This is a genomic window from Clostridium sp. LBM24168, from assembly GCF_052953915.1.
On sequence record NZ_CP196861.1, the window covers coordinates 2,557,126 to 2,584,112 of the forward strand.

The following is a 26,987-nucleotide window of genomic DNA, read 5'->3' on the forward strand; positions in this document are numbered from 1 at the left end:
TTACTGGCGTTTCTGGAAGTACAGGAGCTTTAATACATATCATGAATAAAACTCATAACAAGGAACATACTTAACATAATCGACTTATTAGGGAGTCTGCGTCTTAAGACACTTTCCAGAATTGGAACTATTATCACAGTGGTACTAACCAAAAAAACTGCAGTGGAAGCTGTCGTATAATTGACACCACAAACTAACCCAGAGAAAAGCAGAAAACGTAGTACTCCCATTAAGACACGTTTGGCCAAGATTGGAATAGTAAGAGTATGAAAGCGGGGCAAAAAACAAGCGTAATGCATATAAAAGCAATCTCAAACCGAAGGGCAATCAAATTAAATGGGCCCATACTGCTCACTTTTATAAGCAAGTAGGAAAAACCCCATGCTAGAGATACAGTTGCCATAAGAAGCTCTGCCTTTTTACTATTCAATTTCATTTATAACCATTCCTTGCACACGTCAACCCAACCCGAAGATAATGAATAATTTTCAAGCTCTTTCAGATATAATTTCACTGTACTGTTTAAGCTACCTCCAGCCGTATATATGATATCAAATCGTTTGAGGGATATATCCATAAATATATGAATCCTTCATTAACAACAAAAGGACAAACTGCGCCTGGTACATGACCAATATAAGTTTCTACCTGTTCTCCAGGTATCATTTTTACTTTTTGATGAAAATAGGATTTGTATTTTTTGTTGTCTATTTTAGCATCACCTGCTATTACAATTAGAACAGCTTTTTCGTCGAGAAAAAATGCCATTGTTTTTGCAATATGTTCCGGTTTACAACCAATCGACTCTGATGCCTGTTCCACTGTAGCACCTATCTGTTCTCGTTCCACAATACGCTGGTCTAAACCAATTCCGTCAAAATATTCTTTTACTTTTTTAAAAGACATTTTTTCACTTCCTCTTGTGTTTTGATTATTTTCAGTATATAATGCTTTTTAGAATAAGTAAAACAAATATATCTTATTTAAATATTATAAAAGATGATTTATCAAATTATGAATCGATATATTAAACTTCAAAAAATTTATGTGTTATATACTCATTTAGATTAGGAAAAGTGGGCTGTGCAACTTTTAAACCTCCTGGAAATTTAATTCAAAATCGAGTAGGAGCTGAATAATTATTTTATTCAGCGACCTCTCACACCACTGTGCGTACCGTTCGGTACACAGCGGTTCAATAAGAATTACCTAATTATAGATACCTTTCGGTTAATGTTATAAAGCCTTGCTTTTTAAGATATTTATTTAGATAGTGTCTTTGATAGAATAGGGCTGCAGAATATCCTCCAGTAGCCTTTTCTTGTATTTGCATATTCCCAAGCTTTATATTCATCAATACCAAGCCTTTTAAGATTATCGTGTTTTGTTTTAAGTTTCTTCCATTGTTTCCAATAACACATCCTAATCCTTCTTCTAAGCCACTCATCTAACGTCTTAAGTGTACTTTTCATATCTGCCAGTTTGAAGTAGTTAATCCATCCGATTATAATCTGTTTTAGCTTAATCGCACGGAGTTCCATACTCATAGCATTACTTCTTCCTGTTACTTCCTTAAGTTTAACTTTAAGTTTCCTAACAGAATTTTGATGTACTCTTATTCCCATTTCACCTTTCTTTGGATAAAATATAAATCCTAAATATTTCAACTTCCACGGTCTATCGACCTTACTTTTATCTTTGTTGACTTTGAGTTTTAATTTCTCTTCTATAAACCTTGTTATACTTGCCATTACTCGATATGCTGCCTTTATTGGCTCTAACTCTCTTAAATGCTTGATTTAAGTTATTTCTGTCAACAATTCTCTCAAGCAATTCATTATTGTATCTACTTTTGGCGTTCTGTTGCTTTTCTAACGTCAATGAAATGCTCGGCGCTCCTACATTACATATTCTTCGAGTTTCACTCTATCCTTTTGTAGGTAACCTTCATTATCAAGCCACCCCCAAAAGGCCTCAAGAATCGGTTTTTCCGTTTCAAGACGCTTTTCCTTTCGCACATCCGGAGTAAGATCTTTCATTGATTTTTCCTCTGCAAAGAGTTTGTTGCAGAAATCAATTCCTTTTGCCGGGAGTGTGGCTTCCGGACTTTTTATGTCCTTTGGAAGTGCTTCAACAAAATATATTCTAAGATGTGTCCAGCACAGACATCTTGTTATTCCCGGAACTTTGTTATAACCTTTATAACAGTCCGTATGGAGATATCCTCTAAAGCCCTTTAAAAATTTCTGCGGGCAGTCCCCACTTCTTGAAGGTGTCCCGCATTTTTCACAGAAGCGTTCATCTTCTTCAAGGCCGCAGATTACTGCATGATGTGGAATATCCTTCAACAGTTCTGCTCTTTGTCCATCAAATTTTTTACGCCTGTAGTTTGATACTTCTTGTAAATCTGGTTCCGGTACCGAAGGGTTTCTATAAACTTCTGCCTCATTGAAAAGATTTATCTGTCCTGCAATTACAGAAGTCTTCTCACTGCTCCTGCCAAATAATTTATGTGTCAGAAATTCAACTGTCTCATGGAGAGTTTTATTCTCCTTCTCCAGCTGTGCTATGCGATTTTTAAGTTCTATAACTTCATTTTTGGTATACATAATTGAGACAGTTCCTTCACTCGTTTTTTATATCTGTTATTATACCATAAATTTCTATAAAACCGCATGATTTCAGATTTCTCTGACACTAGAGGGCAGTTTGTATATCTACTTTCTTTACAGCCTTTGGCTGATTCAGGGACAGGCCTTCCATAAGCCACCTGAATTCCCGGGGTGTTATACATTTTACTGCTTCTGCATCTTTAGGCCACTTAAAACATCCATTTTCCAACCTCTTGTATAGAAGCACAAATCCATCACCTTCCCAATATAGTGCTTTCAATCTGTCTCTCTTCCGTCTGCAGAAGAGAAACAGACTGTTCTGAAATGGATTCAGTTCAAAATTCTTCTGTACGATGGCAGCCAGCCCGTCAATTGATTTCCTCATATCTGTATGTCCGGTTGCAATATATATTTTCTCTGCCTTTGAAATATCACCCAGCATTTTGCAGCACCTTCATAACATTTTCAATTAAACTGGCCGAGGCACCGTTGTGAATTTCAAGAACTGCACGACCAAAACGGATAATAATATCAGCCTGATATGTTTCTGGAGAAACATAGGCTGCATCTGTGGAAATGACACCTGATAATTTGGAAGTATCTACAGGAACTATTTGTTCCCCTGGATTTTTGGAAGGGAGAGCTTCACAGGCAGCAGCACGTACTTTTCTCAACCAATAATAATACCTGTTGGTCCTGATGCCATTTTCCGTACACCATGATTTCACAGTCTTACCACTGCTGCGGCATTCACGTATAATTTTAATCCACTCACTCATTCTATATTCTTGAGTTGCTTTTTGTACATCCATATAAAATCTCCTTTTAAAGTTTTTAAAGTTAACTTGAAAAACTTTAAAATTTATTTTAGAAGATTATTTCATACTTTTTGGGTGGTTTCTATCCACTTTCTTATTTGACGCATACCGTACAGCTTTAATTAATCACCAATGATGACGCTTAAAGCCCTCTAAGAAATCATCTTTCCTGGTTTATAGCCGTCAGGCAATTCTTCTTCACTTAAAAATTTGAAATTGTCATCACGCAGTATTGGCAAAAATACTTCATATGGAATCCTGGAAAACTCACAGGCATAACTACTGGCTCCAAACCATTTACCCTCTTTGCCGCTCAAATTTAAATCTCTAGCAAATTTTGTATAATTTGAACAGTCATGAACTACTAAATCCCACTTTTCCTCATCAGCTATTTTCATGAATTTCAGAGTCAATTCCCTGCTCCATACTGGAGATATATAGCCTTGTCTTGAAATATACATGTTATCCCCATAATAGTTGTCTATGTTATTCTCATTCAAATGTAATTCTGCACAATTGATAAAATCAAGTTTTGTCTCCAAGATGGCTTGTTTTTTCTTGAGAAAAGTTTCGAAAAACTCGGGAGTCATTGGAGTTTCAATACCTACACTTTTAATATACTTTTTCGCTGTTCCGATATTTTCAATCACCTTGTCCGAACAATTAGAAGCCCCCAGGTTGAACCGTATCTCGTCAAGGCCGGCTTCACCTAATGCTTTCAATGTATCCTCTGCAGCTAAAATTCCATTTGTATACAGATGCTGATGAATTTGAGCATCACTAAATTTCTTTATTACCGGATAGTATTTTTCAATTTCCATGAATGGCTCTAAATAAACATAGCAAATGCCAGTGGGCTTCTTCTGAATTGATAGAAGCAGATCAATATCCTTGTCATAAAATCTTGTGCCCCCGATTTCCCACATACCTTCGCCAATTGGAGGAATATCTTCCAGTTCTCCATAATCATAACAGAACTTGCACTCCATGTTGCACTTGTTGGTTTTCCTGATTGCATTCAGACCAGCACCCAACAGACAGGAACGGCACCCCTGGGGAAATTTACTCTCATTTCCCACAAAAAAAGTTCTGTTCTGCAAAGTTTTCAAGCCTTTAATTTTCGACATTAACCTATCATTTCTATGATCAATGGCTGCCTCAATTTGTGCAAAGGCAGAGTAAACTATTTCCTGCTGTTTTGTCATAATTTCCTCTTCCTCAGGCAATTTTGAAAAAAATTCAAACCATATCAATGCATCCTTCTTTGAGATTTTCATAACATCCTCCTATAAGTTCGCCTTTTACAGTTCTAATTCTAACTCTTTCTTTTGCTGTATGGCAATTATCAACTCCAATATAACTCATAACTGCCATTGTCAGTAATTTTTTTTATATTCATAACGGGATTTTCCTCCTCATAAATTTCGATTTTTATCTCTAATGTTGACTTATATATAAGATTCATGTGTATAATTATTTCATCAGAATTTTGCAGAGCGAAAAGTACATCGCAGAATTTTTTATTACGGTTACACAGGTTACCTTACTCAAAAAATTCTTTACAATAAACCACAGTTCCCTTAATGTTATCAAGACTTCCCTTTTCAAGTTCCAATGCCATAAACGATTCATCCGGCACATCAAATGGTACCTTAATTCCCCATGTGCTTGCAGGTTTAAATCCAAATCGAGGATAATACCTGTCATGTCCAAGAACAATTACAGATTTGAAGCCCATTTCTTCTGCAAGCTTCAGACTTTCCTCAATCAACCCTGTTCCAATACCTTTGTTCTGATATTCAGGCAAAACCGAAACAGGAGCCAGTGCCAACGATTCGTATTCCTTTTCACCACCTTTAATAATTAGCTTTGTCATCAGGCTATGACCTACAATTTTTTTGTTAATTTCGGCAATAAGAGAAAGCTCCGGTATAAATACATCGCTTTTTCTCAATTTAGCTACCAAAAACTGCTCTCTATGATCACTGTGCTCTTCATTTTCAAATGCTTTTTCCACCACTTTTTCGGAAAGTCTGCAGTCTTTTTCAGTTTCCTGTCTTATAATTATATCCATTCGTAAATATCCTCCTTTAATTTCTCTGGAGACTTTTTATTATCGCTATAATAAGTGTATTCCCCAATCTCAACATTGGGCCTTTTAGGCAGACTGCTTATATAGCAAACCGTCTTTATATTTTCATTGGGATAAAGTTTTCTCTTATCTGGCCCCGTCATTGAATATGGGCTCCTTTCAGGTATTCAACCTCATTTACTAGTCTTTGAAGAATCTCTATTCCTTTTCTTGTACAATCTACATCAGTTGATATTAAGGAAATAACCTTATCGACCCTTTCCTTGTAATCGCTTGGCTTGATCTTAAAATCTTCAATCATCTTAACAGCCTTTTTTTCATTTATACAGTATTCTTTATTTATTGCAAACAAGACTTGATTAAGGGAAGATATACTTCGAAAGCAATGTCCGCAAACATAGGATACATCGTCTTTATCAATATTGTTCTCAGCAAACATTAAAGAGAAACCTGCCTCAAACATAAAAAATCCAGTTAATCCCTTCTGCAAAGCGGTTGGATAACGTTCTGCTTGCTTTTTAAACTCATAAAAGTTTTCATCATTAGCATATTGTATCTTGCTGATTGCCAATTCTCCACGATACATAGCACTTATATAACCATGAGGATGCCCGGTCTGATAATTGGCAGTAACAATTCCTTGCTCCGTATCTTTGATTATTTGTTCCACCCGTTTTATATCACGTAAAATCAAGTCAACATGATACCCGTTTATAACTAACCATCCACCGCCATTAATCCAATCACCCCACGCTCCGGGAGGTACAACAAGATTGCTTCTATGCTCATCATCCAACCCTGCAGCAAGTTGATTAATCGCAGTCAGGTCAAATGATTCTGAATTGTAATAGATTCCGATATCTATATCAGAATCCTCTGTATGGGTACCTCTTGCACGGGAACCCCCTAATACGATGCCTTCTATATAAGGCAAAGAAGACAATTTCTCTGTTACTAATTGAATAATATTATCTATCATACGAACACACTCCTTTTATCAATATCAAAAACTACATTTGCTCTATCAACACAAAGTATAAAATAATTAGAGGAAATGCCAAAAATTAATTCAGGTTTTTATTTATATTAACTCAAACACCCAGCTCATAAATTAATTTTTTAAATGCATCATAAGCCGGTTTAGGCGAATAATCATCCCTCATAATTCCATATTGATGAAATAGATCCTCTTTTGAACTATCTGCATCCCGGAGTCCAAAAAGTTCATAATGGGAAATATTAAGCTCCTGCCGCAAATTATAGATTGTTCTAATAGCTGTTTCAAGGACTTCAGCTTGACGATCATGGGTCCTTTCCACATTGGCAGCAGTATTCTTTCCCGTAGGCCATCCATTTTCTGTAACCCGTATAGGTACTGAAGCTGATATACCTGCTGCAGCAAGGCTTTTCCCTCTTAAATTGCGCAGTGTACGTTCTACAGTTGAAGTTATTTCTCTTAAATCCAGCGGATGATCTTCAAATACATCCACATAAAAATTATGTCCTACAAAATCAACTGAATCAATAAATGTTTTATTTAAGGCCTCTGCGAGATTTTTCCAAAAGTGTGGGACCGCTACAGGACTTTTAGGCACAGAATCAAAGCCAATCTTTACGGGTAGATTTCTCTCCCTCACCTCATCTTTTGCAGTAATTACTTGGTGTTAGAATAAAAATAGTACAAGAGAAATCCGTACGTATTGCAAAAGCCGGTCAGTATATAAAACCTCTGCTGGTTCAATGTGCTCTAGCTGCCACCAAAAGCAGAAAAGAACCTTACTTTGCAATCAAGTATCAACATATTAAGAAACGTCGTGGTCACAAGAAAGCCATTATTGCGATTGCCCGTATGATGCTCGTATGCATCTATCATATGGTCTCAGAAGAAAAACCTTTTAATCCAATTAAATAATTCTTTTAAATCCCAATATGAATATTTTAGAAATTGTTCATATAGGATATACTGGAGTTTTTTTCATTATATATTCTAACATCTCAACCATTAACATATCATTTCTATAATCAATGGCTGCCTCAAGATGTACCCCTTATTGCAGAATATTTTTATCCAATGGGAATGCTTTATTTATACTTTTACTCTTGATTATCAACACCTGCATACAACTTGGTAATCATAGTGTAAAACAAATGGATTTCTTTATCAGAATAATCATGAAATAAACTATTAAGTTTTTCATTGTGAAAATAAAAAACTTCCTCAAAATAGCTATCACCTTTTTCCGTTAGCTGAATTGAGGTATTTCGCTTATTAACAGGATTTTTCCGAATGGTTATAAAACCTTTTTTCTCCAGTGATGCAGCCAATTTCTTTATATTTTGCCTGGAGGAACCTGACAATTTCCCCAAGTGAGTAAAGGTAGTTTTACCAGTTGTATATTTTATCATTACAAGCAGCATAAATTGTTTCAATGTAAGAAATGGATCGGCTTTATCAAAAATTGTCTGCAGACGATTTTGCAGAATAAATATACTCGCAAAGATACCACGTGTTTCTTTTTCCCGCTCACCGCTATAATTTTTAATCATATCATCAATCTGCATAACGTTTTTCCTTTCATTAACAAAAACTTATCCATTATATCCATTTACATTATAGTAACTAGTTGCTATAATGTAAATGGTAACTAGTTACTATATTTGATGTCATGCATCAAGGAGGACTACAATGAAGCTGAATAAAACAAGCAACTTACTGGTGATTTTCATTATTATCCTAGCAGTAATTGCTTCTGCATATGGTTTCTTTTCAAATAATGCTATCAATGAAAATCAAACAATTCAGACTATTCATAATAAAACCGTCAGGCTTTATGGAAAAGGATTATATCATAATGAATCAGTATCTATGGCAGCACAAGTAAGAGCTCAGGACGTTGTTACACTAGTCTTTGCCATTCCCCTACTGCTGGTTTCGTTGATTCTGAACAAGAGGTCCCTCAAAGGAAAATTGTTGTTGGTAGGAACATTAGGTTATTTTCTATACACCTATATGAGCTATTCTTTTTTAGCAATATACAACAATTTCTTTCTGATTTATGTGTTACTGATGTCACTGTCGCTTTTTGCCTTTATAATCAATATTACTTCACAGGAACTGCAAAATTTGGAGAAATGCTTTTCAGCCGCCATGCCCAGTAAGCCTGTTGGAATTTTCATCATTGTTATCGGTATTATTATAAGTTTGATGTGGTTAGGCAGAATCGTTCCCACCATTGGTAATGATACCGTGAATGGTTTGGAGCATTATACTACTTTCGTTATTCAAGCAATGGACTTAGGAATTGTCCTTCCAGTGACTGTAGTAAGTGGTGTTTTGCTATTGCGAAAGAAAAGTTTAGGTTACTTGCTTACCCCAATCATTATCATTAAGGGCATAACATTACTGTTAGCTATTGATGTGATGGCTATTTCCATGGCAATTAGCGGTGTTTCAGTTTCGCCGATTGAATTAATTCTATTTCCATTATCTACCGTAATATTTGCTGCGATTTTGTGGATACTATTCAAAAATTTTAAATCAATAGATAATATTAAAGAGACAATCTAGTTAAATCGAAGCATTTTCATAGCCCTTTAGCACAAACTCTCTCAATGCCGCATTCAAAATTACGCTCCGTCTCTGCAGTTCTAAATCCAGCAATTTTATAAGCATACAATGTCCCCCTTTTTTAATCTGTCAGGTAAATAAATTATATCATTATTTATCTGACAGATTAAAACTCCCTTGGTTATAAAGAACTCCAGGACTTTTCTGAGAGTTAACATATATTTCTATATTATTATTCTAACACATACTAACCGGACAAAATGAATTATTAAAATCAATACTTTCAAAACTCAGGCACTTAAATTTCATCCAGGGATTTTTGTTTTGTTTCAACTCCTAACACAGCAATAATAAATGCCACTACTACAAGTATACCTCCAAGTACTATAAAAACGGTTCTGTTATCATAGTTTTTAAGTATCCATGCTACTCCATAAGGGCTGAATATAGTTGCCAGCCTTCCTACTGCATTACAAAATCCTGAGCCTCTAAGTCTTATGTCTGTAGGAAACAATTCCGGGACATAAATAGCAAGGCCCAGTGTAAGAAGTATATATATAATTACAGTGAGGAAAAAAACCATAGTCAATATTACACCCATAGTATTTTGTGAAGCATATGCATATCCAAGTGCTCCTGCTGCAAGCATAAATACAATAAGGCACCATTTACGCCCCAATTTATCCACAATAAAGCTCCCAATTAATGCTCCAAGAGGTGCACCTATCATCATTAATATAATTGACTTTTTCCATTAAAATACCTCCATTTAGTAAACAAGAATTTAATATTTTTAATATATAATTTCACTGGCCAGTAAAAATTATTTTCTAAAAACAAGCATAAAAAATAGACCTTTCCATGGGGCGAAAGGTCTATCGCGGTACCACCCAAATTTATAACTTGAATATTTTAACGGCGTCACTGCCGGCAGAATCCTACTAATTTTCAGACTGCAGTTTAAGGGTGCGTTTCAATACAGTATAAATGTGCTTTTTCATCATGAACACTCTCTTTAAAAGTATATCTGTATTTACTTATCCCTGGCATTACTTTTACAATAAGGTTTTCATCAAAATAAAAAAGCGGTATTGCTTCTCTTGGAGCGAGAAACAATACCGCAATACCATCCAAATTTTTTTCTTTATAAAATAACGGATTCAACCGATACAGTCTACTTATATTTCAACCGATAACTCAAGGACGAGTTTTCAATATATGAGTATTGTGAATTTGCAGCAAACATCACTCTCTTTAAATATCATATATTTACTTGATTCCTATCATAGTTCTTAAATTTAATTTTTTTTAAATTATAGTACTAATTTTATACATTGTCAAGATTTAGATTTGATGAATTAGTGTAACCGTAGGAGCGCATCAATCATAAACATTGATGCACTTAATAGTTTTTTTCCTTACTGGAATCCAGATTTCGCTTCGATACTTTGGATTTCCAGTATCTGGACTCTCATTCCACAAAATTTCAGGGCCTTCAACTGCCTCATATCCTGAAGATAGAAACCACTCTGAGTATATCCTTCCCCATATATTTTGAAGTGTTTGCGGAAATGGTCCAATTGATTCAAAAACTGCCCAGGTACTTGCTTCTATTTTCAATACATAGAGTTCTGCTGTTTCATCATTTGAAGTTGCTACACCGATGTAATGATCCAGCTTACCCTTTTCTCCCATTCTTCCTTCCGAGAAGTTGGTAGATGCACTAATAATCCCTATTGGTTCTATATTCGAAAGTGCTTTTAATTGCTTAATAACCTCAGGGGTTAAAAGTTCAGTCATTTTTGCAATCTCCGGATTTATACCTTCAAAAATAATTGGAACTCTCTTCTTAAATCCTGCTAACTTAAAAGGTCCTTTCTCAACAATACGATAATTCATTTCGCATCCTCCTTTAATTGATAATTGAAAGGTCATTCTAGGATAGGCTTTTAACTGTGTATTCTCACTTCTTGCTTCAGAAGGAAGGACACCATGCATAGAATGAAAAGCACGGGAGAATGAATCAGCTGAATCATAACCATATTTGACAGCAACATCGATTATTCTCAAATTTGTATCTTTCAAATCAAGAGCAGCCAGCGTTAATTTTCTTCTTCGAATATATTCTGACAGACCTATGCCTGATAAAAAAGAAAACATCCTCTTAAAATGATACTCTGAGCAGTAAGCCATTTTAGAAATTTCACTATAATCAATATTCTCCGTCAAGTGCTCTTCAATATATGCCAATGCATTATTCATACTACTTAAAGAATCCATCAAACAACCTCCTACATCAATATTATCAAGGGATGCATTTATCCATCCGACAATCTGTGTACAGTTTAGTCGATCAATTTCAACACTTCCAGATAATAAACATGTATTTCTAACATTTTTTATAAAATTCCATGTCTTTTTTAGATAATCTATCCTCCCAGATCAGTTTTAATATGTTTAGTTCTTCGCTGTAATCAACTTTTGTTTCATCCTTATCATATTTAAGCTTCTCCAGTATCTCAATTGTGAAGTTTGACTCTCCATGTTCCTTCCAATCTTTTTGAAGTTCTTTGTTAGGATGATTTCCTAATTCTAATTTAAATTTTGTGCTGTTTATCGTACCTTTCAGATCCTGGGTTCCTTCTATGTAGCACTTATCATTAAAACTGGATTTAATAATAAATATCCCCATATCTGATTTCATAGCTTTATACAGTTCTTTAAGTTCTTTTCTTCTATCCATAAGCCATCATTCCTTTCCAGTAATTGGTTTTTATCTTATTTCAGCCAATATTCTTTACAATCATCAGTTCTTTCCATAAATCCATAATCAACCAGGTAACGTTTAATCACCGCATAATCGTCATAAATCTCCTTCAATATTTGATTTAACTCTTTTTCCATATAGTGTTTTCCATGTTCCAGCTGCTCCGTTATTTTTGTCAGAACAACAATTTTATTCTTCTCTTTCCTGGGGAATGTTTTTAGTCTTAAGGGAGATAGATTTTCAAATACAGTTTTCAATATTTGCTCTTTTTCTTTTTCAGTAATAACATATCGATCATCAACCATAGTTGCATTATTATGAATAGGTACTATAGCCTCATCCATTGAGGACTTCTTTTCAATTGCCTGCTCATAGATTGCCAAATACATCTTTGCCTGTTTTGCCTTTTCACGAAGCATAAACCTTTGATGTCTTACTGTAGAAGGAGAAATATCAAGTATTTTTGCAATTTCTTTATCCGACATACCCGAATATATCAAAAATAATAGTTCTTTCTGATTATCTGTGAGTGTATTATACTTAGATCCTGAATAAAGTAATTGCTTTAAGTAGTTCCCATGTTCCGTACTTAAATGTACTTTGATGGCACGAGATGCTTCAAAAAATCTACCGGCAAAAGAATAAATTTCACCAACTTCAAATCTCTTTCCGCAATTATTGCAAATGTAAGAATTAGTATGTATATCAAATATATATCCGTTCTTAAGTTCTTCTATAGTAAATTTATCGATATCCAAATATACTGCCCCTTTGGTTTGTTATTTTTATAAACACATTATAAAATTGTTTATTTATTTTGTCAACCATATATGACCTAATGGCATAACTATATAATAATTCTCTTTCTCAATGACAAAAGAGCAGCAGAGATTCTTCGCATGATTGACTACGATTTTGAGAAGGTCAGTCATTTTGGAAACGAAATTATGGTCATAAGAGCAAAGCAATTGGATACTTGGCTGGAGCAAATTCAGAGAAATCAACCCACAATGATCATTGCTGATGGTATTTTGGAATACCTAAGTGAAGATGAGGTGAAAAAGTTGCTTAACCGTCTAACAAGCTATTTTCCCCAGAGACAGATTGCCTTTGATGTTATGAGTTCATTTGGAGTTAATTCCGGGAAAGACAGCCTAAAAGCAGCAACAGGATCGGCATAAATTTATGATGGGTCTTTACCACTGTCTTCTATAAAAACCATATGCTTTAAAAATGCCTGAAATCAAAGATTTCTACATATATTTTCTTTGTAGTGAAACTATTAGAATTCAAATAATCATAAGTATGCATATAGATGGTTTGCATTGATCTTTTAGATTTTAATCAATTCCTTGACATATTTTCAAAGTAGTATTATACTCATATATAATACTAGTTTACAATAATACTATAAGTGAGAGGAGGACGCCATGAAATCATCTCTTGACAGTAACCGTCCCATTTATCTGCAAATTAAAGAGTCCATTGAGGAGGATATTCTTAATGGTAGACTGTCACCTGGGGAACAGATACCATCAAACAGTCAGCTTGTCAGCCATTACAATATAAATCCCGTTACCGTAATGAAAGGAATTAACATGCTTGTAGATGAAGGAATAATTTACAAAAAACGCGGGCTCGGCATGTATGTGAGTCCCGATTCACCTGAAAAGCTTAAAAAACGCTTTTCACAGACATTTTTCCAGGAACATGTAGAGCCTCTTGCGGCCCTGGCTAAACCTCTGGGTTTTACCCTAAATCAGATTCACGAAATGATCGATAATGCATGGAAAGGAGAAAAAAATGATCAATCTTGAAAATGTATCACTTAAATACGGAAATACACCTGCACTGAACAATATAAATTTAAACCTTCCTGAACAGTCAATCTGCGGACTAATTGGCAGGAATGGTGCAGGAAAGACATCTCTTCTGTCGCTGATCAGTGCCTACCGCAGACCAACCTCAGGAACAATAACCATATTAGGTGAAAATCCTTATGAAAACAGAAATATACTGCCGCGAATTTCTTTTATCTATGACAATCAGAGCGAAACAGAAAATGCCTTTCATGTAAAAGACCTGTTTAAAATGGCAGCTGTGCTCCGTCCCAACTGGTATACCACCTATGCAGAAAAACTTATAAAGCTGTTTGAAATACCGATGAAGAAAACAATGGGAGACTTAAGTCATGGTTTGCGTTCAGCAGTACATGTGATTATAGGACTAGCCGGACAGACACCCATTACCATATATGACGAAGCTTATCTCGGTATGGATGCCGCCGTGCGCAAGCTGTTTATCAACGAGCTTTTATCGGACTATATGCAGCGACCAAAGCTTATTTTGTTTTCAACTCATTTTATCAATGAGATGGAAGGCCTTTTCAATGAAGCTATAATTATTCACAATGGACAAATAATAGCCCATGATGACTGTGATACCCTGCGAGCAAAAGGATTAGCCGTAACAGGATTTAGCAAAGACGTAGACTGCTTTGTTAAAGATCGTAAAATTCTGTCCCAGCGAAGCTTGGGCAGGCAGAAAGAGGCTGTGTTGTTTGGGCAGCTGTCAGAACAGGACCGTCTTGATGCTGTAAAAGCAGGTCTTGAATTCTCTCAACCCTCGCTGCAGGATTTGTTCATCTATATGACGGAGAAGGGAGGAAAAAAGTAATGACGAAAAAAGCTTTGAAGCTTCTGCTGTCAAAACAGTTTAAGTCCTTATGCTGGTTTATAGGCATCTATGCCCTGGTAATGGCTTTAATTCTTACGGTATTTTCTTATTTGAAAATCGATGATACCTCATGGATACCGGATTCCATCATATATGCTCCTAAAATATACCTTCTGGTAATAGGAATTGTATACCCACTGACTACAACAAAACTATATGTATCACAGGGCCTTACCAGAAAACAGTTCTTTGGAGCCTTTACTGGAGCCATAAGCATTATATCACTGCTGCTGCTCATACCAATCTTAGCTTCAATAATTTACTTTGATAGTATTTCACTGCTGCCGGCAATTACACATTATCTTCATATGCCGCTGTTTTTTCTCATAGGATGGACTTCCGTGGTAGGTTTTCAACTCCGAAAACGGTACACGCCAGTACTTGGAATTTTAAGTGCCCTAGTGATATTTCATGCCATGACTACTATTCCTGGAGTTCTTGCTCTATCGGACCTGGCAGTATTAGGATCTATGGTACTGTTATTAGCTGCATTATTGCTAATTCTACCTCGCATTATTTCTCAAATTCCACTGAAAAGCTGAACAGTGATGTATAGGTGTCTACTATGTTGTGATGGGCACCTGTGTTTTTCTTTGGAATTATTTCTACGATATCTATATTCTCATGTATCCAGCCAAGATAATCACTCGCCATATCATTTTTCAAGCTACAGTTTTGTAATTACGCATAGGCAGAATGTAGTTATTAAAAGCAAAGAGCCAATAATCCCCGTTCATTGGCAGCGGATTATCGGCTCTGTGTCTTTGCATCTGGCTCTTTAAAGTATAGCGTGATAACATTCAATATTAGCAAACTCCAGCTGAGCCTAAGAATAACTTGATTTCCTTAGTGTAGCCAGCATTAGATGCAGAACCCCAAACTTAGCATAAGATACCTGTTAAAAGTAATGCTGAGGTAAAAATGCCAACTACTAAATTATGACATATGGTTATAATAAGAAAATAGGTGCGTTTTTCCAATTATTGATTTGCGCACACACTTAATTATTTTGGAAATAACTTCATCAGTGTGAGGCAACTTCCGATAAATCAAAAGGAGAAGTAACAATGTTAGAAAAAGTAAAAAGAACTGATTTATTTTACCAATATTATGCACAATGGATTACAGTATACAAAGATGGTACAATAAGAAAAGTGACTATGGATAAGTATCTTATGACGAAAAAGTGGCTCAAAAAACTTATTCCAAATCTTATAATTTGCGATTTGAATCGTATAACTTACCAGCAATTACTTAATGACTATGCTGCATGGCATGAACGTCAAACAACAATGGATTTTCATCATCAATTAAAAGTTGCAATTTTGGATGCGGTGGATGAAGGTCTAATTGATAGAGATCCTACACGAAAAGCAATAATCAAAGGGAAAACTCCAAAAGATAAAAAAGCAAAATATCTTAATCAATTTGAGCTGCATACTCTATTAAGCAGTCTTGATTTAAAATCTGAAGTAAGCTGGGATTGGTTTATACTACTAGTTGCAAAAACCGGGATGCGATTTTCGGAAGCATTGGCACTTACATCTAAAGATTTTGATTTTTCACATCAGATGCTTTCAATCAGTAAAACATGGGATTATAAAGGAAGTGGCGGCTTTCTTCCAACAAAAAATCAATCCTCTATAAGGAAAGTACAAATAGACTGGCAAACAGTAATTCAGTTTGCTCAATTATTAAAGGGATTGCCAGAAGATAAACCTATATTTACAGAAAACAAAGTATATAATTCAACTGTCAATGATATATTAACAAGACACTGCAGGGATGCAAAGATCCCGGTAATTTCAATTCACGGATTACGCCACACCCATGCCTCTCTTTTATTATTTGCAGATGTATCAATTGCAAGTGTGGCAAGAAGATTAGGGCATGCCAGTATGACAACAACCCCAAAAACCTATTTACACATTATTCAGGAACTTGAAAATAAAGATGTAGATTTGGTTATGCGTTCATCGTCAGGATTAAGTTAACTGTGAGTCATTTCTTATAATGACTCACGCTGATGAAGGGTAATAAGCTTATCAAATTGTTTGAAAAATCGTCCGATTTTCTCTTGTTCAGCCTTATCTTTTGGTATTGTTAATTCTGTTTTAAAGAAATCTGAAGCAGCAATATTTAACAGGCCATGATTCCTTGCTCCCTCAGCTGCGTGTTTTGAAACCTCACGATACCAATATGTCGTATCATAGTATTTTGTCAAGAAATCACTATTCACATCAGCTGGCTTGAAAACGATATAAAGCGTTGATAATACGCCCACATCTATAAACTGGTGAAATTCGACCAGTTTAAAATTTGGATTATTCATTCTTTCCCATAATCCTAAAAACTCAATAGTACTTCTATTTCTTAACCAATTTTTAATTATGTCAGCAGAAGCTTCTGGATTTTTATATTTTGAAATATGAATTAAACTGATATAATCATCTTTCCCGGGAAACAATAGAAATTACCTTTTTAAGATTTTTTCAGTCATAATAAGCACCTACTATAAAAGTAAGTACTTATTTATGATTTTCTATCCAAGATATTATATCTTTCTGATTTAACTTTCCAGATGCTATATTCACACCCAAATCAACTAATTCTTTTTGAGTAAATTCTAAATTAATATTATTATACTCAAGAAGCATAAGCATAACATATATACCAGTTCTTTTATTGCAATCCACAAATGCATGATTTTTTATTATATTAAAACAGGTATTTGCGCATTTAGATTCAGCAGTTGGATATAAATCTTCCCCACCAAATGTAGCCCTGGAATTTTCTATTGATGATTTCAAAAGTTCTATATCCCTAATTCCTTTTGATCCACCTGTAATATCTATCATCTTATCATGCAATTTTATTATATATTCCAAAGATATATATTTCATCTATCAGCCAGTTCCTTAAAAGCTTCTATATTTTCTTCAAGAATTTTATCTGCAATCCTATCAAGAGTTTGTTCTTCAGATACAGCTTCTTTAGTAAATTCTTCGAAGTCCAAAACCACATATTTAGGCTTGTTATTTTTCATGATAACTACCGATTTGTCCTCATCAACCATCTTGGCCACTTTGGAAAAATTCTGGTTAGCCTCTGACATTGAAACTATCTTTTTAGTATTCACCAGCATTGAAACCCCTCCTAACACTATAATATGTTTATATTATACCATAAGTAGGATAAAAATATCCTACTTATATAAGTTTTACTTATAACTTCATTTTTAGCCTTCTACGAAGATTCTAATAATTCTATCTGTTACCTCTTTTATTTTTTCTTCATTCAAATGCCCAATCTTATACAAAACTATATCTCTGTCAGCTGTAAATATCTTATTAGGTCTGATATTACTATTTTTTATCAATGATCCCTCTTCAAAGTCACTATTCTTCAATTTTATTGAATATGAATCAGATAAATTTTGACTTGTTATTTGGGAAAAAATTAAATCATATCCTTCTAGATCAGCTAATACTAAGGCCGGTCTCTTCTTCGATTGCGATAAATCTGAAAAGGGGAAGGGTACAACGCTTTATCCTCCTCAGGTTTAAGCCAATCTTTTGCTAGATTCTCTTCACTTGCTAATGTTATATCATCTATCTTTAAATTACTTTTTCTATTTTTTTTAAATTCTATATAATCTATATAATCAGCTACTTCCTGCAATAAGTAAGGTGGTAATGTTTCAATTTTTTTTACTAAGACATCCTTATTAATCATATAAATCACCTTCCTGTATATTCTTTATTTTACTATTATTATACCATATTAACTAAAATATCATTGCCTAAATTCGTTGGTTTCATATTCTACATCTTGTCCATTTTCCCGTTTTTATTGCTCCAACGGGACAAAGTTTGAAATCCGTATTCTTTTCAGTTACTTTATCTGAAATTGCACCCAGCTCACACTGTTCCCAGCACCAGCAAATCTAAATTTTTACACCTAAAATCTTCAATTGTTCATTAATCTTTGCTTCAAGTTCTGCAATTTCCTTATTATCTTGTTCTAACTGATTATTCACTTCTTCCAAATCAATTGGAGCTTCTTCTTCAAAAGTATCAACATAACGTGGAATATTCAAGTTAAACTCATTCTCCCTGATTTCCTCAATTGATGCCACGTGAGCATATTTATCAACATCTTTACGTTCCTTAAATGTATTGATGATTTTATCTATATTTTCATCATTTAAGTTATTTTGATTCTTCCCCTTTTCAAAATCACTGCTTGCATCAATGAATAATATGTCTTTGGTTTTACGATTCTTCTTAAATACTAAAATGACTGTTGGTATACTTGTTCCATAAAATAAGTTAGCTGGCAAACCAATAACCGCATCAAGATAATTTTTTTCAATTATAGTTTGACGGATTTTGCTTTCTGCCGCACCACGAAATAGCACACCGTGAGGAAGAACAATAGCCATTGTGCCAGTGTTGTTTAAATGATATATACTGTGCAATATAAAAGCATAATCTGCTTTTGATGCTGGTGCTAATTTCCCATAATCGCTAAAACGTGGATCCTTTAATTTGCTTTTATCATTATCCCATTTCGCAGAATATGGTGGATTTGCAACCACTGCATCAAAACTACGTGGGTGATCAATTCCTCTTTCGTCCGATCCATCCGGCCAATCATTTTCCAAAGTATCAGCATTATTTAATGTCATATTGTTATAAGATACATCGTGCATCATCAAATTCATACGGGCCAAGTTATACGTTGTTGTGTTCAACTCCTGACCAAAGTACTTAATAGGAGTACCCTCAGGCAACTCTTGTCCAACAGTAAGCAGTAAAGAACCTGAGCCCATTGTAGGATCATATAAATTGAAAAATTCATCTGATTTTTCTACACCGTTAGTAACCAATTTAGCTAAAATCTTACTTACTTGATGAGGTGTATAAAATTCTCCACCTTTTTTACCAGCACTTGCAGCAAATTTACCAATTAAATATTCATAGATTTCACCTAGAATGTCTTTTCCGTCATCCCCTTTGTATTCAATTTCATCTACTAATTTAACTATATTGTTAAGTGATTTTGCACGTTCATTTGTAGAACTTCCAAGACGTGAATCTCCCAAGTTAACATCGTTGAATATACCACGAAAATCTTTAACCGCTTCCCTATTTAATTCCGCATTTTTATTAAAACTATCAAAAATAGTTTGGTAGTCACTGGGAATAACTTGTGCATCATTAATTTTATTAATCAAAGACTCCCATGTATCATTTGGCGCAATTGCATACCCCAAACTTGATGAAATATCTTCTAAATAATCATCCAAATCTGCACCTGCCGCTTGTTTTAGGTAAGCATCATTGGTAGATTCTCCCTCTGCAACGTCAATAACATTATTTTTCACTAAATACTGTTCTTGATGTTCCGAAAGATATCTATAAAACATAAATGCCAGGATATAGTTTTTGTACTCCGACGCATCCATTGTGCCACGCAGTTCATTTGCCATAGCCCAAAGTTTGCTGGTAATTGTTTGTAGATTATTACTCATTATTTTTATTTCCTTTCTCTTTTCAAATTGTTTTATCCGACGGCTGCAAGCTGTAATACCCCTATCGCATTCTGTGAAAGTGATTCACACAAAATTAAAAATTTTGGTTCTCTACTTTTCTTATAAAGTGGGATAACGGCTGCTAAGCCCCTGGATAACGATTTCTAAGTTTATATAAACATCTGTTGTAGTAATGCTTTCTTTTGTTCTTGCAAATGATTTAACTTACGTTGATGAAGGGTGATAAGATTGTCTAGGTTCTTGAAAAATTGGCCAATTTTTTGTTGCTCTTCAATGCAAGGTAACAATAATTGCTGTTTGAGCAATTCTTTTAAATTAAGTGAATTCATCATTCTGGCATTTGAAGTTGCATTTATTAGAATTCTTCTCATAACATTTTGATTATTTATATACTTCTTCATAAACTCACAATCGTACTTTTCTACAGCACTATATACATCATAAATATGGGAAACAATTCCATCTCTAAAGTCATTTAAAACAAATCGACCGTTTGGAAATTCTTTATTAGCATGACCTTCAAAGGCTATCTCCCCAATTCGAATTTTATTATATGTTGTCATATATTGATCCGATGAATCTCTTACATTAGTTGCTTGTTTCATTTGTGCCACAGATATAATTGAATCACTATGGAATTCTAAATCACTATTTTTGACAGTATTTTTTTTTAAGATTTCTCCCAATTTATGCTCTTCCCAAGGGTAAGTAAATCCTGGGAAACGAATTTCTGGAAAATTTTGTCCATTTTTCGGGAACATTTTTTGTAACAAACTTTTTTTCTTATCCTGCAAGTGATTTAACTTACGCTGATGAAGGGTGATAAGTTTATCGAGGTTATTTAAAACAGTAAATATTTTCTCTTGTTCATCTAACTCAGGAATCATAATATTGATATTCCGACATACTTCTTGATTCAATTTAGGTTGCGCTGTTCCTGTATTGTATTTTTCATAGTTAAGTCTTTCTAATGCCTCACAAATAAATCCATTGCTATAATTTTTTTTTGCTTTTAAAACATGTGCATGATTATTTACCCAGTATCTACCACACGCTAAGAAACATACACGATAATTTCTATCTATAATATTCGCACCATCTTCACTTAATAAAATCAGTTCTTCATCAAATATATAATCTTCCACATAATCAATAATTCCTGATGCTCCATAGTAAGGATACGAACCAGATTCACGCGTCCCAGCCTCCAATGGTTTTCTTTGCTCATCAAGAAAATCTACTACATCTCCTAATTTACGCTGTTCCCAAGGGTCGGTAAATCCTGGAAATCTCATTTTAGGTACATTAGCTTTATTTTTATCCATTTTATCTCCTATCTTAACTGTCAATTGATAATTAGCAGTTCAATAATTAATTTTAAAGTTTTATTAGATATGAATTAGCTTTCAGCATGCTCGTCAGCCAATTCATAAATGGCTTCACGCAAACCATTACGATACTTGATTTTAGACAAGGATTGTACCTTTTCGTCATGTGCCAGCGTCTTATAATCCCTGCTTGCTTTGGCAATTATATTCCGGATTTGGCCAGTATCATCTAAATCCTGCATGCCATAACGATGATGACTAAATAATTCACGCATCTGGGCACTTGTGATAATATCTGTAATTCCCCACTTCACCCGAAAGTCCAGGAACATTCTATCAAGGCTGACATTGTTAGCCGCTTGAATAATTTGTTCACTATCTCTCAATTTTACTGGATATTTAAGATTAAAGCCTTTCGGTGGAAAATGCCCTTTGATAATAGCGATTGCTGCATTCATGACCTTTACAGCATAATTTCTGTCTTCCAAACCAGTGGCAAACTGATCAATTTTCTCTTTCGTAGCTTGCGCTTCCTGACTTTTGCCCTCATGCACCTGGTTTAATAATTGTTCCACCAATTCAGTTAAATAATCATAATCTATTTTTACATCCTTGACATGGGTCATTTTCAACTCAATTTGATAAAAAGGAATTTTCTTTTTCTTTGCCATATACTGTTTAAGCTCATTGGTTAAAATTGTAGTAAGCATGGTTTCTTGAGCACCTGTCATGCCTAATTTTTCAACTAATTCATCAGGATTGTCGTAATTGAAACCTACTGTATTTCCATCAACTTCTTCAGGGGTATATTGTTTTAATTTAGCCATTCCAGCATTATAATCACGCAGCAAATCAAACATATATTCTTTTTGCTTTTCAGAAGGTGGTAATTGCTGGAACTCATTGGTTAAGCTGCCTAATTTCTGAGCAACCTCTTTAACTTCATTAAACTCATCTTCAAAAGGTTTAGCTATAATACCATCTTTTTGATTGGATTTACGCTGCTCATCTTCTGATAAAATTGCAGAATCTTTATTGGCATAAATTGCGAGAGCTTCATTCATCAGCTTCTCATTTTGAGCAGACCAGCGATAATTTACAATACGCCCCCAGGGTTTTTCCTGCATGTCAGCAATACGGTTTGTTCTTGAATAAGCTTGAATAAGTCCGGCTCCTTTAAGTGTTCTGTCTACATAAAGTGTATTAAGTTCCGGTGCATCAAATCCAGTCAAAAGCTGATCTACCACAATCACAATATCCAGGAAATTCTTGTCGGCAGCAGTTTTTTTCAAGCGTTCAGTAACATCCTGTGTATATCCAGCTGCATCATCCATACCAAAGCTTGTACCAAATTCCTTGTTATAAGCCTTCATAGCATCATATAAACCCTGATTGGCAGCAAGCATGCTATCATTATTGGATGAGTTCTGGCTGAATGTAACTGCTACTTTTAATGTCTGACCACCATTTTTCCTATTCTCATCATTTACTCGCTGAAATTCACTAAAATACATCATTGCCATTGGAGTACTGGCTTTCCCGCCGCCAACATGAGTGGTAAAGAGGGCATTATATTTACCTTCATTTGAACGATTTCTCCAGTTCTTGAAAATATCTTCAACTACTAACTTGATATGATCCTGATTTTCATCATAAAAGCTTGGTTCAACTGCATCATCCATATCTTCCTGACTTAGATTACTGATCTTCTCTTTAATTTGCTGTTCAGTCCACTTTGGATGGCGTTCTCGGTAAAAATTTGGCAGATATTTAGATTTCATCTGCTCTTCATCAATGGTTGTTTCAAAATCCACTTTAAAACCTAAAACATTTCTGTCTGCAATTGCTTCACGAATAGTATAGGCATGTAACAGTTGTCCAAAAATATCTTCTGTTCGCAAACCGCTGGTAGTTTCATCAAACATGGGTGTCCCTGTATAACCAACCCAGGCAGATTTCTTAAAAGCCTTTTGTATCTTTGCAAAACTTTCACCGCCAGTTGAACGGTGTGCCTCATCCACGATAAATACAATATTTTTATCAGGTGCTTTAAAAGATTTACGTTTCACTAAAGTATCAAGTTTTTGAACAGAAGTAACAATGATACTATTATCTTTGCTCTTTAATTTACGGCTTAAATCATTAGTATTATCGGTATCTTCAACACTTCCAATCATATCTTCACCAGCATCCGGATCATAGGCCCTATAATTTTCACTTGTTTGTTTCGTTAAAGCAATTCTATCCACTACGAAGACAACTTTGTCAACTTTCGGCATGCGACTTGCAAGCCACGCTGTTTTAAAACTAGTTATGGTTTTGCCAGAACCAGTGGTATGCCAAACATAACCTACTTTATTTGTACCCAGTTCAAAATCAACTTTCTTTAATTTTTCAAGTACATTCTGGGTGGCATATACCTGATATGGACGCATTACCTTTAACATTTGTTTGTTTTTTGTGCCATCCAAAATCATATAATTGGTAGCCATCTGATGTGCCATTGGAATACTCAGCATTGAATCAGCAAACTCCTTCCAATTACGCACAATAGTATTATCACTTTTACGCTGCCAATTAAAAGCAAAATCCTTATTGAACTTATCCGGCGTGGTATTTGCCATATACTTCACGTTATTCGGCGTAATTGCCACCAATATCTGCAAGGTTGAAAAAATATCACGATACTGGTTTTCTTCGGAATATTGATGCATTTGATTCAGCGCTTCATTGACATCATGTGTATCACGTTTTTCTTCAATTTGTATAATAGGCAAACCATTGATAAGAAGTGTAGTATCAAAACGACGATTTTGTTTCCCGGCGATAACTGCAGGACGTTCAATTTGATTGACTACCTGGTATACTGTATCTCCAGCACCAATTTGCTTTTGATCGAAAACCGTTAAAAACACGTGACGGCCGTCATCCAAATCAATTTCAATCTGCGATACACCATTGAGTCCATATAAAAATTGTCCAGCTTCATATGGTGTTTCAATATCAGATATAATCTTTTTAACTTGATTAAATTCAACAGTACTTAGTGGATGATCAAGTGTACTTTGATTGTGCCTCTCAAGAATTTCTTTGAAGTTATCCCAAAGCTGGTCTGTAGTTTTAATTTTTGGTTCATACTTCCACAGCTTTGTTTTCACACAGTAATCGGCAGATTTTTCACTAACCGTAAAGCCGCTGATTCTTTCCAGATGTTCAGGTTTAGTTATGGTTCCACTGGTAATATATTGTATTAATTCAGTTTCAAATTGCTCTTCATTCATTTCTCACCTGCCTCCTCTAACCTGGATAATATGATTTTTGTTTCAAGTTCTGCTGCCCTATTTTTAAGGGCTTGCAGCCTTAACTGATTAAAATAAACTTGTCCTATAATTTCTTGCTTATCTATAGAAGGTATTTTCGGTATTTTAAGCTCTTTAAGCTGCTTGAGGGTATATTTTAAAACTTGTGAACCCTGCAGTCCCAACACAAACTGTTTCTTAATTGTTTTGTTTTCATTAATGAGATAGACCAAAAACTTCGGATCAATGTTATTGCCAGGTAACAACTTAACGTAGTTTTGCGTATAAAGATATCCCTCGTGCTCTTTTCTTACCATGGCTGCAGTTCCCGTGATCAAACTAAACACCACATCACCATGACACAAGGTATTTACTTTGTCATTGGTTCTAACTTGTTTATTGTCCGCACCCTTTGAAATAATACCCACCAGATCATCCGTTAAATCTGTTTGACTATAATAGGTGAAAAGCGGTGCTTTCTCATCAAACACTTCAGTAATTCTAAACTGAGGGGATCCACTTACTAATTCAACCAATTCGCTCAACTTTTTCATAAAATATTGTGCCTTTCTAAAATTAACTTTATTTACTATGATGTAATCATATCATAAAAGAATTTTTATTACAACTATAAAAGTGTAATTTTAAAAAATTACACTTTTAGTTAAATTTATTCTTGACACAAACAATTTTGAAAAGGTTATTGACAAGTGCAATTAAATTGTATACAATTTAATTGTTTGCAATGAAGGGGGAAAATATGATGAAAATAGCAGTAAGATATTACACAAAGACAGGAAATACGAAGAAGCTGGCAGATGCCATAGCAGAAGCGGTAGGTGTAGAAGCAAAGACAGTAAACGAAAAACTAGCGGATGATATAGATATACTATTTCTTGGAAGCTCTGTATATGCTGCAGGCGTGGATGCTCAGGTTAAAAAATTTATTGAGGATATAGATGTCCGTGTTGGTAAGATTGTAAATTTCAGTACCGCAGCAATCATTAAGTCCACTTATTCACAAATAAAAAAACTTGCAGATAAAAAAGGAATAAATATAAGTGACAGAGAATACCATTGTAAAGGTTCATTCGGCCCTCTTCATAATGGGAAACCAGATGCTGCTGATTTAAAGAAAGTAAGTCAATTTGCAAAATCGTTTTTGTAGAAAAACGACAAATTTAATTGTATATAATACAATAATACTATAAAAGGATGGAGTACATATATTGTGAAAGATAGATATGACATTTTAAAATTAGAAAATCAATTATGTTTTCCAATTTACGCATGTGCAAGGGAAATAGTTAAAAAGTATAAACCATTTCTTGATAAAATAAACCTGACATATACACAATATATCACTATGATAGTAATGTGGGAAAGAAAAAAGTTGAATGTCAAGGAACTTGGAGAATATCTTTATCTCGATTCCGGTACCCTGACACCAGTTTTAAAAAAACTGGAATCTAAAGGATACATTACACGTACCCGTTCAAAAGATGATGAAAGAAACCTGCTGGTTGCATTAACTGAGCAAGGAGATAAGCTTAAAAATCGAGTAGTTGAAATTCCTTCACAAATTGGAAAGTGTGTGAAACTCAAGGTAGAAGAAGTACGAGAACTTTATAAACTTCTTTATAAAATGCTGAACAATATGGCAGAATAATCAAATCCCAAATAAAACCTGAATAGGTTGTACAAAAGCAGCTGTATTTCCAAAGATAAAATACATTAATAATCAGAGACCACCTTTGTCATCCTGAAGTTTGTTAGGGACACGCCCTCTCTGACAACCGTATTTTCAGTCTGCATCACATATCCGAGTTGCTCAAAAAAGGATCTGGCTGTAATGGATGCATATGTCTCAAAGCAAACCACATTATTCTTTTCCACGCACCGCTCCAATTCCTTCACCAGCCCCGTTGCAATTCCCATGCTTTGATAATCTTTATGAACAAAAAGTCTGTCCAAGCAGCCATTCCGATCCATATCGGCAAAACCTACAATCGCACCGGCCTGCACAGCTACCAAAGTGGTATGCTCTAAGAAGGAGCGGTTCCATTCTTCCAAATTCACGTCACCTGTCGCCCATACGTCAAGCTGTTCTTTTGTATAATCCATTGCATTAATCGTGTGAATAGTATCATAAAATAACTGTGCCAGTAAAACACAATCATCCGGTTTGTAATCTCTGATTATCATAATAG

33 protein-coding genes, 3 pseudogenes and 1 other annotated feature are annotated in these 26,987 nt (G+C 34.7%); of the genes and pseudogenes, 9 read left to right on the top strand and 27 right to left on the bottom strand.

All coding sequences use genetic code 11. The annotated features are described in order from the left end of the window. Positions 1-522: 522 nt before the first annotated feature. The 11 genes and pseudogenes from ACSVC9_RS12645 to ACSVC9_RS12695 all read right to left on the bottom strand — a co-directional run bounded on the left by ACSVC9_RS12645 (position 523) and on the right by ACSVC9_RS12695 (position 7,117). A complete protein-coding gene (locus ACSVC9_RS12645) occupies positions 523-906 on the bottom strand; it encodes a YbaK/EbsC family protein (RefSeq protein WP_446897821.1) in 384 nt (127 codons plus the stop codon). Between the two features lie 356 nt (positions 907-1,262). Continuing rightward, the gene (locus tag ACSVC9_RS12650; protein ID WP_446897822.1) at positions 1,263-1,751 is read right to left on the bottom strand and encodes a group II intron maturase-specific domain-containing protein; all 489 of its coding nucleotides are present in this window, start codon (positions 1,749-1,751) and stop codon (positions 1,263-1,265) included. A 201-nt stretch (positions 1,752-1,952) separates the two neighbouring features. Next, positions 1,953-2,609: pseudogene (locus ACSVC9_RS12655) on the bottom strand (IS66 family transposase); the annotation flags it as partial. Between the two features lie 88 nt (positions 2,610-2,697). After that, positions 2,698-3,054, bottom strand: a complete 357-nt coding sequence (gene tnpB / locus ACSVC9_RS12660; protein ID WP_446897823.1) for an IS66 family insertion sequence element accessory protein TnpB — start codon at positions 3,052-3,054, stop codon at positions 2,698-2,700. Next, entirely contained in the window at positions 3,044-3,424 is a 381-nt protein-coding gene (tnpA, locus tag ACSVC9_RS12665; protein ID WP_446897824.1) for an IS66 family insertion sequence element accessory protein TnpA, read from the bottom strand. Before tnpA ends, tnpB begins: the two co-directional genes overlap by 11 nt. Before the next feature lie 158 nt (positions 3,425-3,582). Next, positions 3,583-4,707, bottom strand: a complete 1,125-nt coding sequence (locus tag ACSVC9_RS12670; RefSeq protein ID WP_446897825.1) for a radical SAM protein — start codon at positions 4,705-4,707, stop codon at positions 3,583-3,585. After that, entirely contained in the window at positions 4,670-4,804 is a 135-nt protein-coding gene (locus ACSVC9_RS12675; protein WP_446897826.1) for a hypothetical protein, read from the bottom strand. Before ACSVC9_RS12675 ends, ACSVC9_RS12670 begins: the two co-directional genes overlap by 38 nt. A gap of 169 nt (positions 4,805-4,973) precedes the next feature. Next, positions 4,974-5,504 carry a GNAT family N-acetyltransferase gene (locus tag ACSVC9_RS12680; RefSeq protein WP_446897827.1) on the bottom strand — a complete coding sequence of 177 codons (531 nt, stop codon included), beginning with the start codon at positions 5,502-5,504 and terminating at the stop codon, positions 4,974-4,976. Then, a pseudogene (locus tag ACSVC9_RS12685) lies at positions 5,498-5,665 on the bottom strand (acetyltransferase); the annotation flags it as partial. The gene ACSVC9_RS12680 and the pseudogene ACSVC9_RS12685, both read right to left, overlap by 7 nt. Further along, on the bottom strand, positions 5,662-6,501 hold the full coding sequence (locus tag ACSVC9_RS12690; protein ID WP_446897828.1) for a nucleotidyltransferase domain-containing protein: 840 nt from the start codon (positions 6,499-6,501) through the stop codon (positions 5,662-5,664). The pseudogene ACSVC9_RS12685 and the gene ACSVC9_RS12690, both read right to left, overlap by 4 nt. 112 nt (positions 6,502-6,613) lie before the next feature. After that, a complete protein-coding gene (locus ACSVC9_RS12695; protein ID WP_446897829.1) occupies positions 6,614-7,117 on the bottom strand; it encodes a hypothetical protein in 504 nt (167 codons plus the stop codon). 86 nt (positions 7,118-7,203) lie between these two features. On the opposite strand from ACSVC9_RS12695, the pseudogene ACSVC9_RS12700 reads away from it, so the two are divergent. Next, positions 7,204-7,425, top strand: a pseudogene (locus ACSVC9_RS12700) (IS110 family transposase); the annotation flags it as partial. 191 nt (positions 7,426-7,616) lie between these two features. Here the strand turns inward: ACSVC9_RS12700 and ACSVC9_RS12705 are convergent. After that, positions 7,617-8,084: a MarR family winged helix-turn-helix transcriptional regulator gene (locus ACSVC9_RS12705; protein ID WP_446897830.1), complete on the bottom strand. Its 468-nt coding sequence runs from the start codon at positions 8,082-8,084 to the stop codon at positions 7,617-7,619. A 124-nt stretch (positions 8,085-8,208) separates the two neighbouring features. Between ACSVC9_RS12705 and ACSVC9_RS12710 the strand changes: the two genes are divergently transcribed. Then, entirely contained in the window at positions 8,209-9,090 is an 882-nt protein-coding gene (locus ACSVC9_RS12710; protein WP_446897831.1) for a hypothetical protein, read from the top strand. A 298-nt stretch (positions 9,091-9,388) separates the two neighbouring features. Here the strand turns inward: ACSVC9_RS12710 and ACSVC9_RS12715 are convergent, their stop codons facing one another. From ACSVC9_RS12715 to ACSVC9_RS12730, 4 genes are all read right to left on the bottom strand, one after another. Further along, entirely contained in the window at positions 9,389-9,823 is a 435-nt protein-coding gene (locus tag ACSVC9_RS12715) for an MFS transporter (protein ID WP_446897832.1), read from the bottom strand. Positions 9,824-9,949: 126 nt separating this feature from the next. Next, positions 9,950-10,149 (bottom strand) — a binding site (T-box leader). A gap of 321 nt (positions 10,150-10,470) precedes the next feature. After that, positions 10,471-11,370, bottom strand: coding sequence for an AraC family transcriptional regulator (locus ACSVC9_RS12720; RefSeq protein ID WP_446897833.1), 900 nt, complete (start codon positions 11,368-11,370; stop codon positions 10,471-10,473). 109 nt (positions 11,371-11,479) lie between these two features. Beyond that, positions 11,480-11,833, bottom strand: a complete 354-nt coding sequence (locus tag ACSVC9_RS12725) for a GIY-YIG nuclease family protein (RefSeq protein ID WP_446897834.1) — start codon at positions 11,831-11,833, stop codon at positions 11,480-11,482. A gap of 35 nt (positions 11,834-11,868) precedes the next feature. Next, positions 11,869-12,615, bottom strand: a complete 747-nt coding sequence (locus ACSVC9_RS12730) for a DUF2087 domain-containing protein (protein ID WP_446897835.1) — start codon at positions 12,613-12,615, stop codon at positions 11,869-11,871. A gap of 141 nt (positions 12,616-12,756) precedes the next feature. Here ACSVC9_RS12730 and ACSVC9_RS12735 point away from each other — a divergent pair, with 141 nt between their 5' ends. The 4 genes from ACSVC9_RS12735 (at position 12,757) to ACSVC9_RS12750 (ending at position 15,135) form a co-directional block, all read left to right on the top strand. Further along, the gene (locus ACSVC9_RS12735) at positions 12,757-13,038 is read left to right on the top strand and encodes a hypothetical protein (RefSeq protein WP_446897836.1); all 282 of its coding nucleotides are present in this window, start codon (positions 12,757-12,759) and stop codon (positions 13,036-13,038) included. Positions 13,039-13,287: 249 nt separating this feature from the next. Further along, complete coding sequence (locus ACSVC9_RS12740; RefSeq protein WP_446897837.1) at positions 13,288-13,674, top strand: GntR family transcriptional regulator; 387 nt, start codon at positions 13,288-13,290, stop codon at positions 13,672-13,674. Next, complete coding sequence (locus tag ACSVC9_RS12745) at positions 13,661-14,533, top strand: ATP-binding cassette domain-containing protein (protein ID WP_446897838.1); 873 nt, start codon at positions 13,661-13,663, stop codon at positions 14,531-14,533. Before ACSVC9_RS12740 ends, ACSVC9_RS12745 begins: the two co-directional genes overlap by 14 nt. Further along, a complete protein-coding gene (locus ACSVC9_RS12750) occupies positions 14,533-15,135 on the top strand; it encodes a hypothetical protein (RefSeq protein ID WP_446897839.1) in 603 nt (200 codons plus the stop codon). Before ACSVC9_RS12745 ends, ACSVC9_RS12750 begins: the two co-directional genes overlap by 1 nt. Here the strand turns inward: ACSVC9_RS12750 and ACSVC9_RS12755 are convergent. After that, positions 15,107-15,259: a hypothetical protein gene (locus ACSVC9_RS12755; protein WP_446897840.1), complete on the bottom strand. Its 153-nt coding sequence runs from the start codon at positions 15,257-15,259 to the stop codon at positions 15,107-15,109. The two genes, ACSVC9_RS12750 and ACSVC9_RS12755, sit on opposite strands and share 29 nt — an antisense overlap. A 401-nt stretch (positions 15,260-15,660) precedes the next feature. On the opposite strand from ACSVC9_RS12755, the gene ACSVC9_RS12760 reads away from it, so the two are divergent. Further along, positions 15,661-16,587 carry a site-specific integrase gene (locus ACSVC9_RS12760; RefSeq protein ID WP_446897841.1) on the top strand — a complete coding sequence of 309 codons (927 nt, stop codon included), beginning with the start codon at positions 15,661-15,663 and terminating at the stop codon, positions 16,585-16,587. A 14-nt stretch (positions 16,588-16,601) separates the two neighbouring features. Here ACSVC9_RS12760 and ACSVC9_RS12765 read toward each other — a convergent pair whose 3' ends face one another. The 9 genes from ACSVC9_RS12765 to ACSVC9_RS12805 form a co-directional block, all read right to left on the bottom strand. Next, complete coding sequence (locus ACSVC9_RS12765) at positions 16,602-17,060, bottom strand: restriction endonuclease subunit S (RefSeq protein ID WP_446897842.1); 459 nt, start codon at positions 17,058-17,060, stop codon at positions 16,602-16,604. Positions 17,061-17,121: 61 nt separating this feature from the next. Next, positions 17,122-17,496, bottom strand: a complete 375-nt coding sequence (locus tag ACSVC9_RS12770) for a type II toxin-antitoxin system death-on-curing family toxin (protein ID WP_446897843.1) — start codon at positions 17,494-17,496, stop codon at positions 17,122-17,124. Continuing rightward, positions 17,493-17,738 (bottom strand): type II toxin-antitoxin system prevent-host-death family antitoxin, encoded by a 246-nt coding sequence (locus ACSVC9_RS12775; protein WP_323419679.1) that lies wholly within the window; start codon positions 17,736-17,738, stop codon positions 17,493-17,495. Before ACSVC9_RS12775 ends, ACSVC9_RS12770 begins: the two co-directional genes overlap by 4 nt. 93 nt (positions 17,739-17,831) lie before the next feature. Then, a complete protein-coding gene (locus ACSVC9_RS12780; protein WP_446899859.1) occupies positions 17,832-18,053 on the bottom strand; it encodes a type II toxin-antitoxin system PemK/MazF family toxin in 222 nt (73 codons plus the stop codon). A gap of 29 nt (positions 18,054-18,082) precedes the next feature. Then, the gene (locus tag ACSVC9_RS12785; protein ID WP_446897844.1) at positions 18,083-18,328 is read right to left on the bottom strand and encodes a DUF2281 domain-containing protein; all 246 of its coding nucleotides are present in this window, start codon (positions 18,326-18,328) and stop codon (positions 18,083-18,085) included. 211 nt (positions 18,329-18,539) lie between these two features. Continuing rightward, positions 18,540-20,129 carry a type I restriction-modification system subunit M gene (locus ACSVC9_RS12790; protein WP_446897845.1) on the bottom strand — a complete coding sequence of 530 codons (1,590 nt, stop codon included), beginning with the start codon at positions 20,127-20,129 and terminating at the stop codon, positions 18,540-18,542. Positions 20,130-20,299: 170 nt separating this feature from the next. Continuing rightward, entirely contained in the window at positions 20,300-21,475 is a 1,176-nt protein-coding gene (locus tag ACSVC9_RS12795; RefSeq protein WP_446897846.1) for a restriction endonuclease subunit S, read from the bottom strand. A gap of 74 nt (positions 21,476-21,549) precedes the next feature. Then, the gene (locus tag ACSVC9_RS12800) at positions 21,550-24,759 is read right to left on the bottom strand and encodes a type I restriction endonuclease subunit R (RefSeq protein WP_446897847.1); all 3,210 of its coding nucleotides are present in this window, start codon (positions 24,757-24,759) and stop codon (positions 21,550-21,552) included. Further along, positions 24,756-25,331 (bottom strand): restriction endonuclease subunit S, encoded by a 576-nt coding sequence (locus tag ACSVC9_RS12805; RefSeq protein ID WP_446897848.1) that lies wholly within the window; start codon positions 25,329-25,331, stop codon positions 24,756-24,758. The genes ACSVC9_RS12800 and ACSVC9_RS12805 overlap by 4 nt, the downstream gene beginning before the upstream one ends. A 209-nt stretch (positions 25,332-25,540) precedes the next feature. Here ACSVC9_RS12805 and ACSVC9_RS12810 point away from each other — a divergent pair, with 209 nt between their 5' ends. Beyond that, on the top strand, positions 25,541-25,945 hold the full coding sequence (locus ACSVC9_RS12810; protein WP_446897849.1) for a flavodoxin family protein: 405 nt from the start codon (positions 25,541-25,543) through the stop codon (positions 25,943-25,945). A 63-nt stretch (positions 25,946-26,008) separates the two neighbouring features. Next, positions 26,009-26,446, top strand: a complete 438-nt coding sequence (locus tag ACSVC9_RS12815; protein ID WP_446897850.1) for a MarR family winged helix-turn-helix transcriptional regulator — start codon at positions 26,009-26,011, stop codon at positions 26,444-26,446. 65 nt (positions 26,447-26,511) lie between these two features. On the opposite strand, the gene ACSVC9_RS12820 is transcribed toward ACSVC9_RS12815, so the two are convergent. After that, on the bottom strand, positions 26,512-26,982 hold the full coding sequence (locus tag ACSVC9_RS12820; RefSeq protein WP_446897851.1) for a GNAT family N-acetyltransferase: 471 nt from the start codon (positions 26,980-26,982) through the stop codon (positions 26,512-26,514). Between the last annotated feature and the right edge of the window lie 5 nt (positions 26,983-26,987).

Excerpts from the sequence above, each read along its gene's own strand:
- ACSVC9_RS12645 (WP_446897821.1), bottom strand. The coding sequence starts at position 906 with ATGTCTTTTAAAAAAGTAAAAGAATATTTTGACGGAATTGGTTTAGAC.
- ACSVC9_RS12650 (WP_446897822.1), bottom strand. The coding sequence starts at position 1,751 with ATGGCAAGTATAACAAGGTTTATAGAAGAGAAATTAAAACTCAAAGTC.
- tnpB (WP_446897823.1), bottom strand. The coding sequence starts at position 3,054 with ATGCTGGGTGATATTTCAAAGGCAGAGAAAATATATATTGCAACCGGA.
- tnpA (WP_446897824.1), bottom strand. The coding sequence starts at position 3,424 with ATGGATGTACAAAAAGCAACTCAAGAATATAGAATGAGTGAGTGGATT.
- ACSVC9_RS12670 (WP_446897825.1), bottom strand. The coding sequence starts at position 4,707 with ATGAAAATCTCAAAGAAGGATGCATTGATATGGTTTGAATTTTTTTCA.
- ACSVC9_RS12675 (WP_446897826.1), bottom strand. The coding sequence starts at position 4,804 with ATGGCAGTTATGAGTTATATTGGAGTTGATAATTGCCATACAGCAAAA.
- ACSVC9_RS12680 (WP_446897827.1), bottom strand. The coding sequence starts at position 5,504 with ATGGATATAATTATAAGACAGGAAACTGAAAAAGACTGCAGACTTTCC.
- ACSVC9_RS12690 (WP_446897828.1), bottom strand. The coding sequence starts at position 6,501 with ATGATAGATAATATTATTCAATTAGTAACAGAGAAATTGTCTTCTTTG.
- ACSVC9_RS12705 (WP_446897830.1), bottom strand. The coding sequence starts at position 8,084 with ATGCAGATTGATGATATGATTAAAAATTATAGCGGTGAGCGGGAAAAA.
- ACSVC9_RS12710 (WP_446897831.1), top strand. The coding sequence starts at position 8,209 with ATGAAGCTGAATAAAACAAGCAACTTACTGGTGATTTTCATTATTATC.
- ACSVC9_RS12715 (WP_446897832.1), bottom strand. The coding sequence starts at position 9,823 with ATGATGATAGGTGCACCTCTTGGAGCATTAATTGGGAGCTTTATTGTG.
- ACSVC9_RS12720 (WP_446897833.1), bottom strand. The coding sequence starts at position 11,370 with ATGGATTCTTTAAGTAGTATGAATAATGCATTGGCATATATTGAAGAG.
- ACSVC9_RS12725 (WP_446897834.1), bottom strand. The coding sequence starts at position 11,833 with ATGGATAGAAGAAAAGAACTTAAAGAACTGTATAAAGCTATGAAATCA.
- ACSVC9_RS12735 (WP_446897836.1), top strand. The coding sequence starts at position 12,757 with ATGATTGACTACGATTTTGAGAAGGTCAGTCATTTTGGAAACGAAATT.
- ACSVC9_RS12740 (WP_446897837.1), top strand. The coding sequence starts at position 13,288 with ATGAAATCATCTCTTGACAGTAACCGTCCCATTTATCTGCAAATTAAA.
- ACSVC9_RS12745 (WP_446897838.1), top strand. The coding sequence starts at position 13,661 with ATGATCAATCTTGAAAATGTATCACTTAAATACGGAAATACACCTGCA.
- ACSVC9_RS12750 (WP_446897839.1), top strand. The coding sequence starts at position 14,533 with ATGACGAAAAAAGCTTTGAAGCTTCTGCTGTCAAAACAGTTTAAGTCC.
- ACSVC9_RS12760 (WP_446897841.1), top strand. The coding sequence starts at position 15,661 with ATGTTAGAAAAAGTAAAAAGAACTGATTTATTTTACCAATATTATGCA.
- ACSVC9_RS12770 (WP_446897843.1), bottom strand. The coding sequence starts at position 17,496 with ATGAAATATATATCTTTGGAATATATAATAAAATTGCATGATAAGATG.
- ACSVC9_RS12775 (WP_323419679.1), bottom strand. The coding sequence starts at position 17,738 with ATGCTGGTGAATACTAAAAAGATAGTTTCAATGTCAGAGGCTAACCAG.
- ACSVC9_RS12785 (WP_446897844.1), bottom strand. The coding sequence starts at position 18,328 with ATGATTAATAAGGATGTCTTAGTAAAAAAAATTGAAACATTACCACCT.
- ACSVC9_RS12790 (WP_446897845.1), bottom strand. The coding sequence starts at position 20,129 with ATGAGTAATAATCTACAAACAATTACCAGCAAACTTTGGGCTATGGCA.
- ACSVC9_RS12795 (WP_446897846.1), bottom strand. The coding sequence starts at position 21,475 with ATGGATAAAAATAAAGCTAATGTACCTAAAATGAGATTTCCAGGATTT.
- ACSVC9_RS12800 (WP_446897847.1), bottom strand. The coding sequence starts at position 24,759 with ATGAATGAAGAGCAATTTGAAACTGAATTAATACAATATATTACCAGT.
- ACSVC9_RS12805 (WP_446897848.1), bottom strand. The coding sequence starts at position 25,331 with ATGAAAAAGTTGAGCGAATTGGTTGAATTAGTAAGTGGATCCCCTCAG.
- ACSVC9_RS12810 (WP_446897849.1), top strand. The coding sequence starts at position 25,541 with ATGAAAATAGCAGTAAGATATTACACAAAGACAGGAAATACGAAGAAG.
- ACSVC9_RS12820 (WP_446897851.1), bottom strand. The coding sequence starts at position 26,982 with ATGATAATCAGAGATTACAAACCGGATGATTGTGTTTTACTGGCACAG.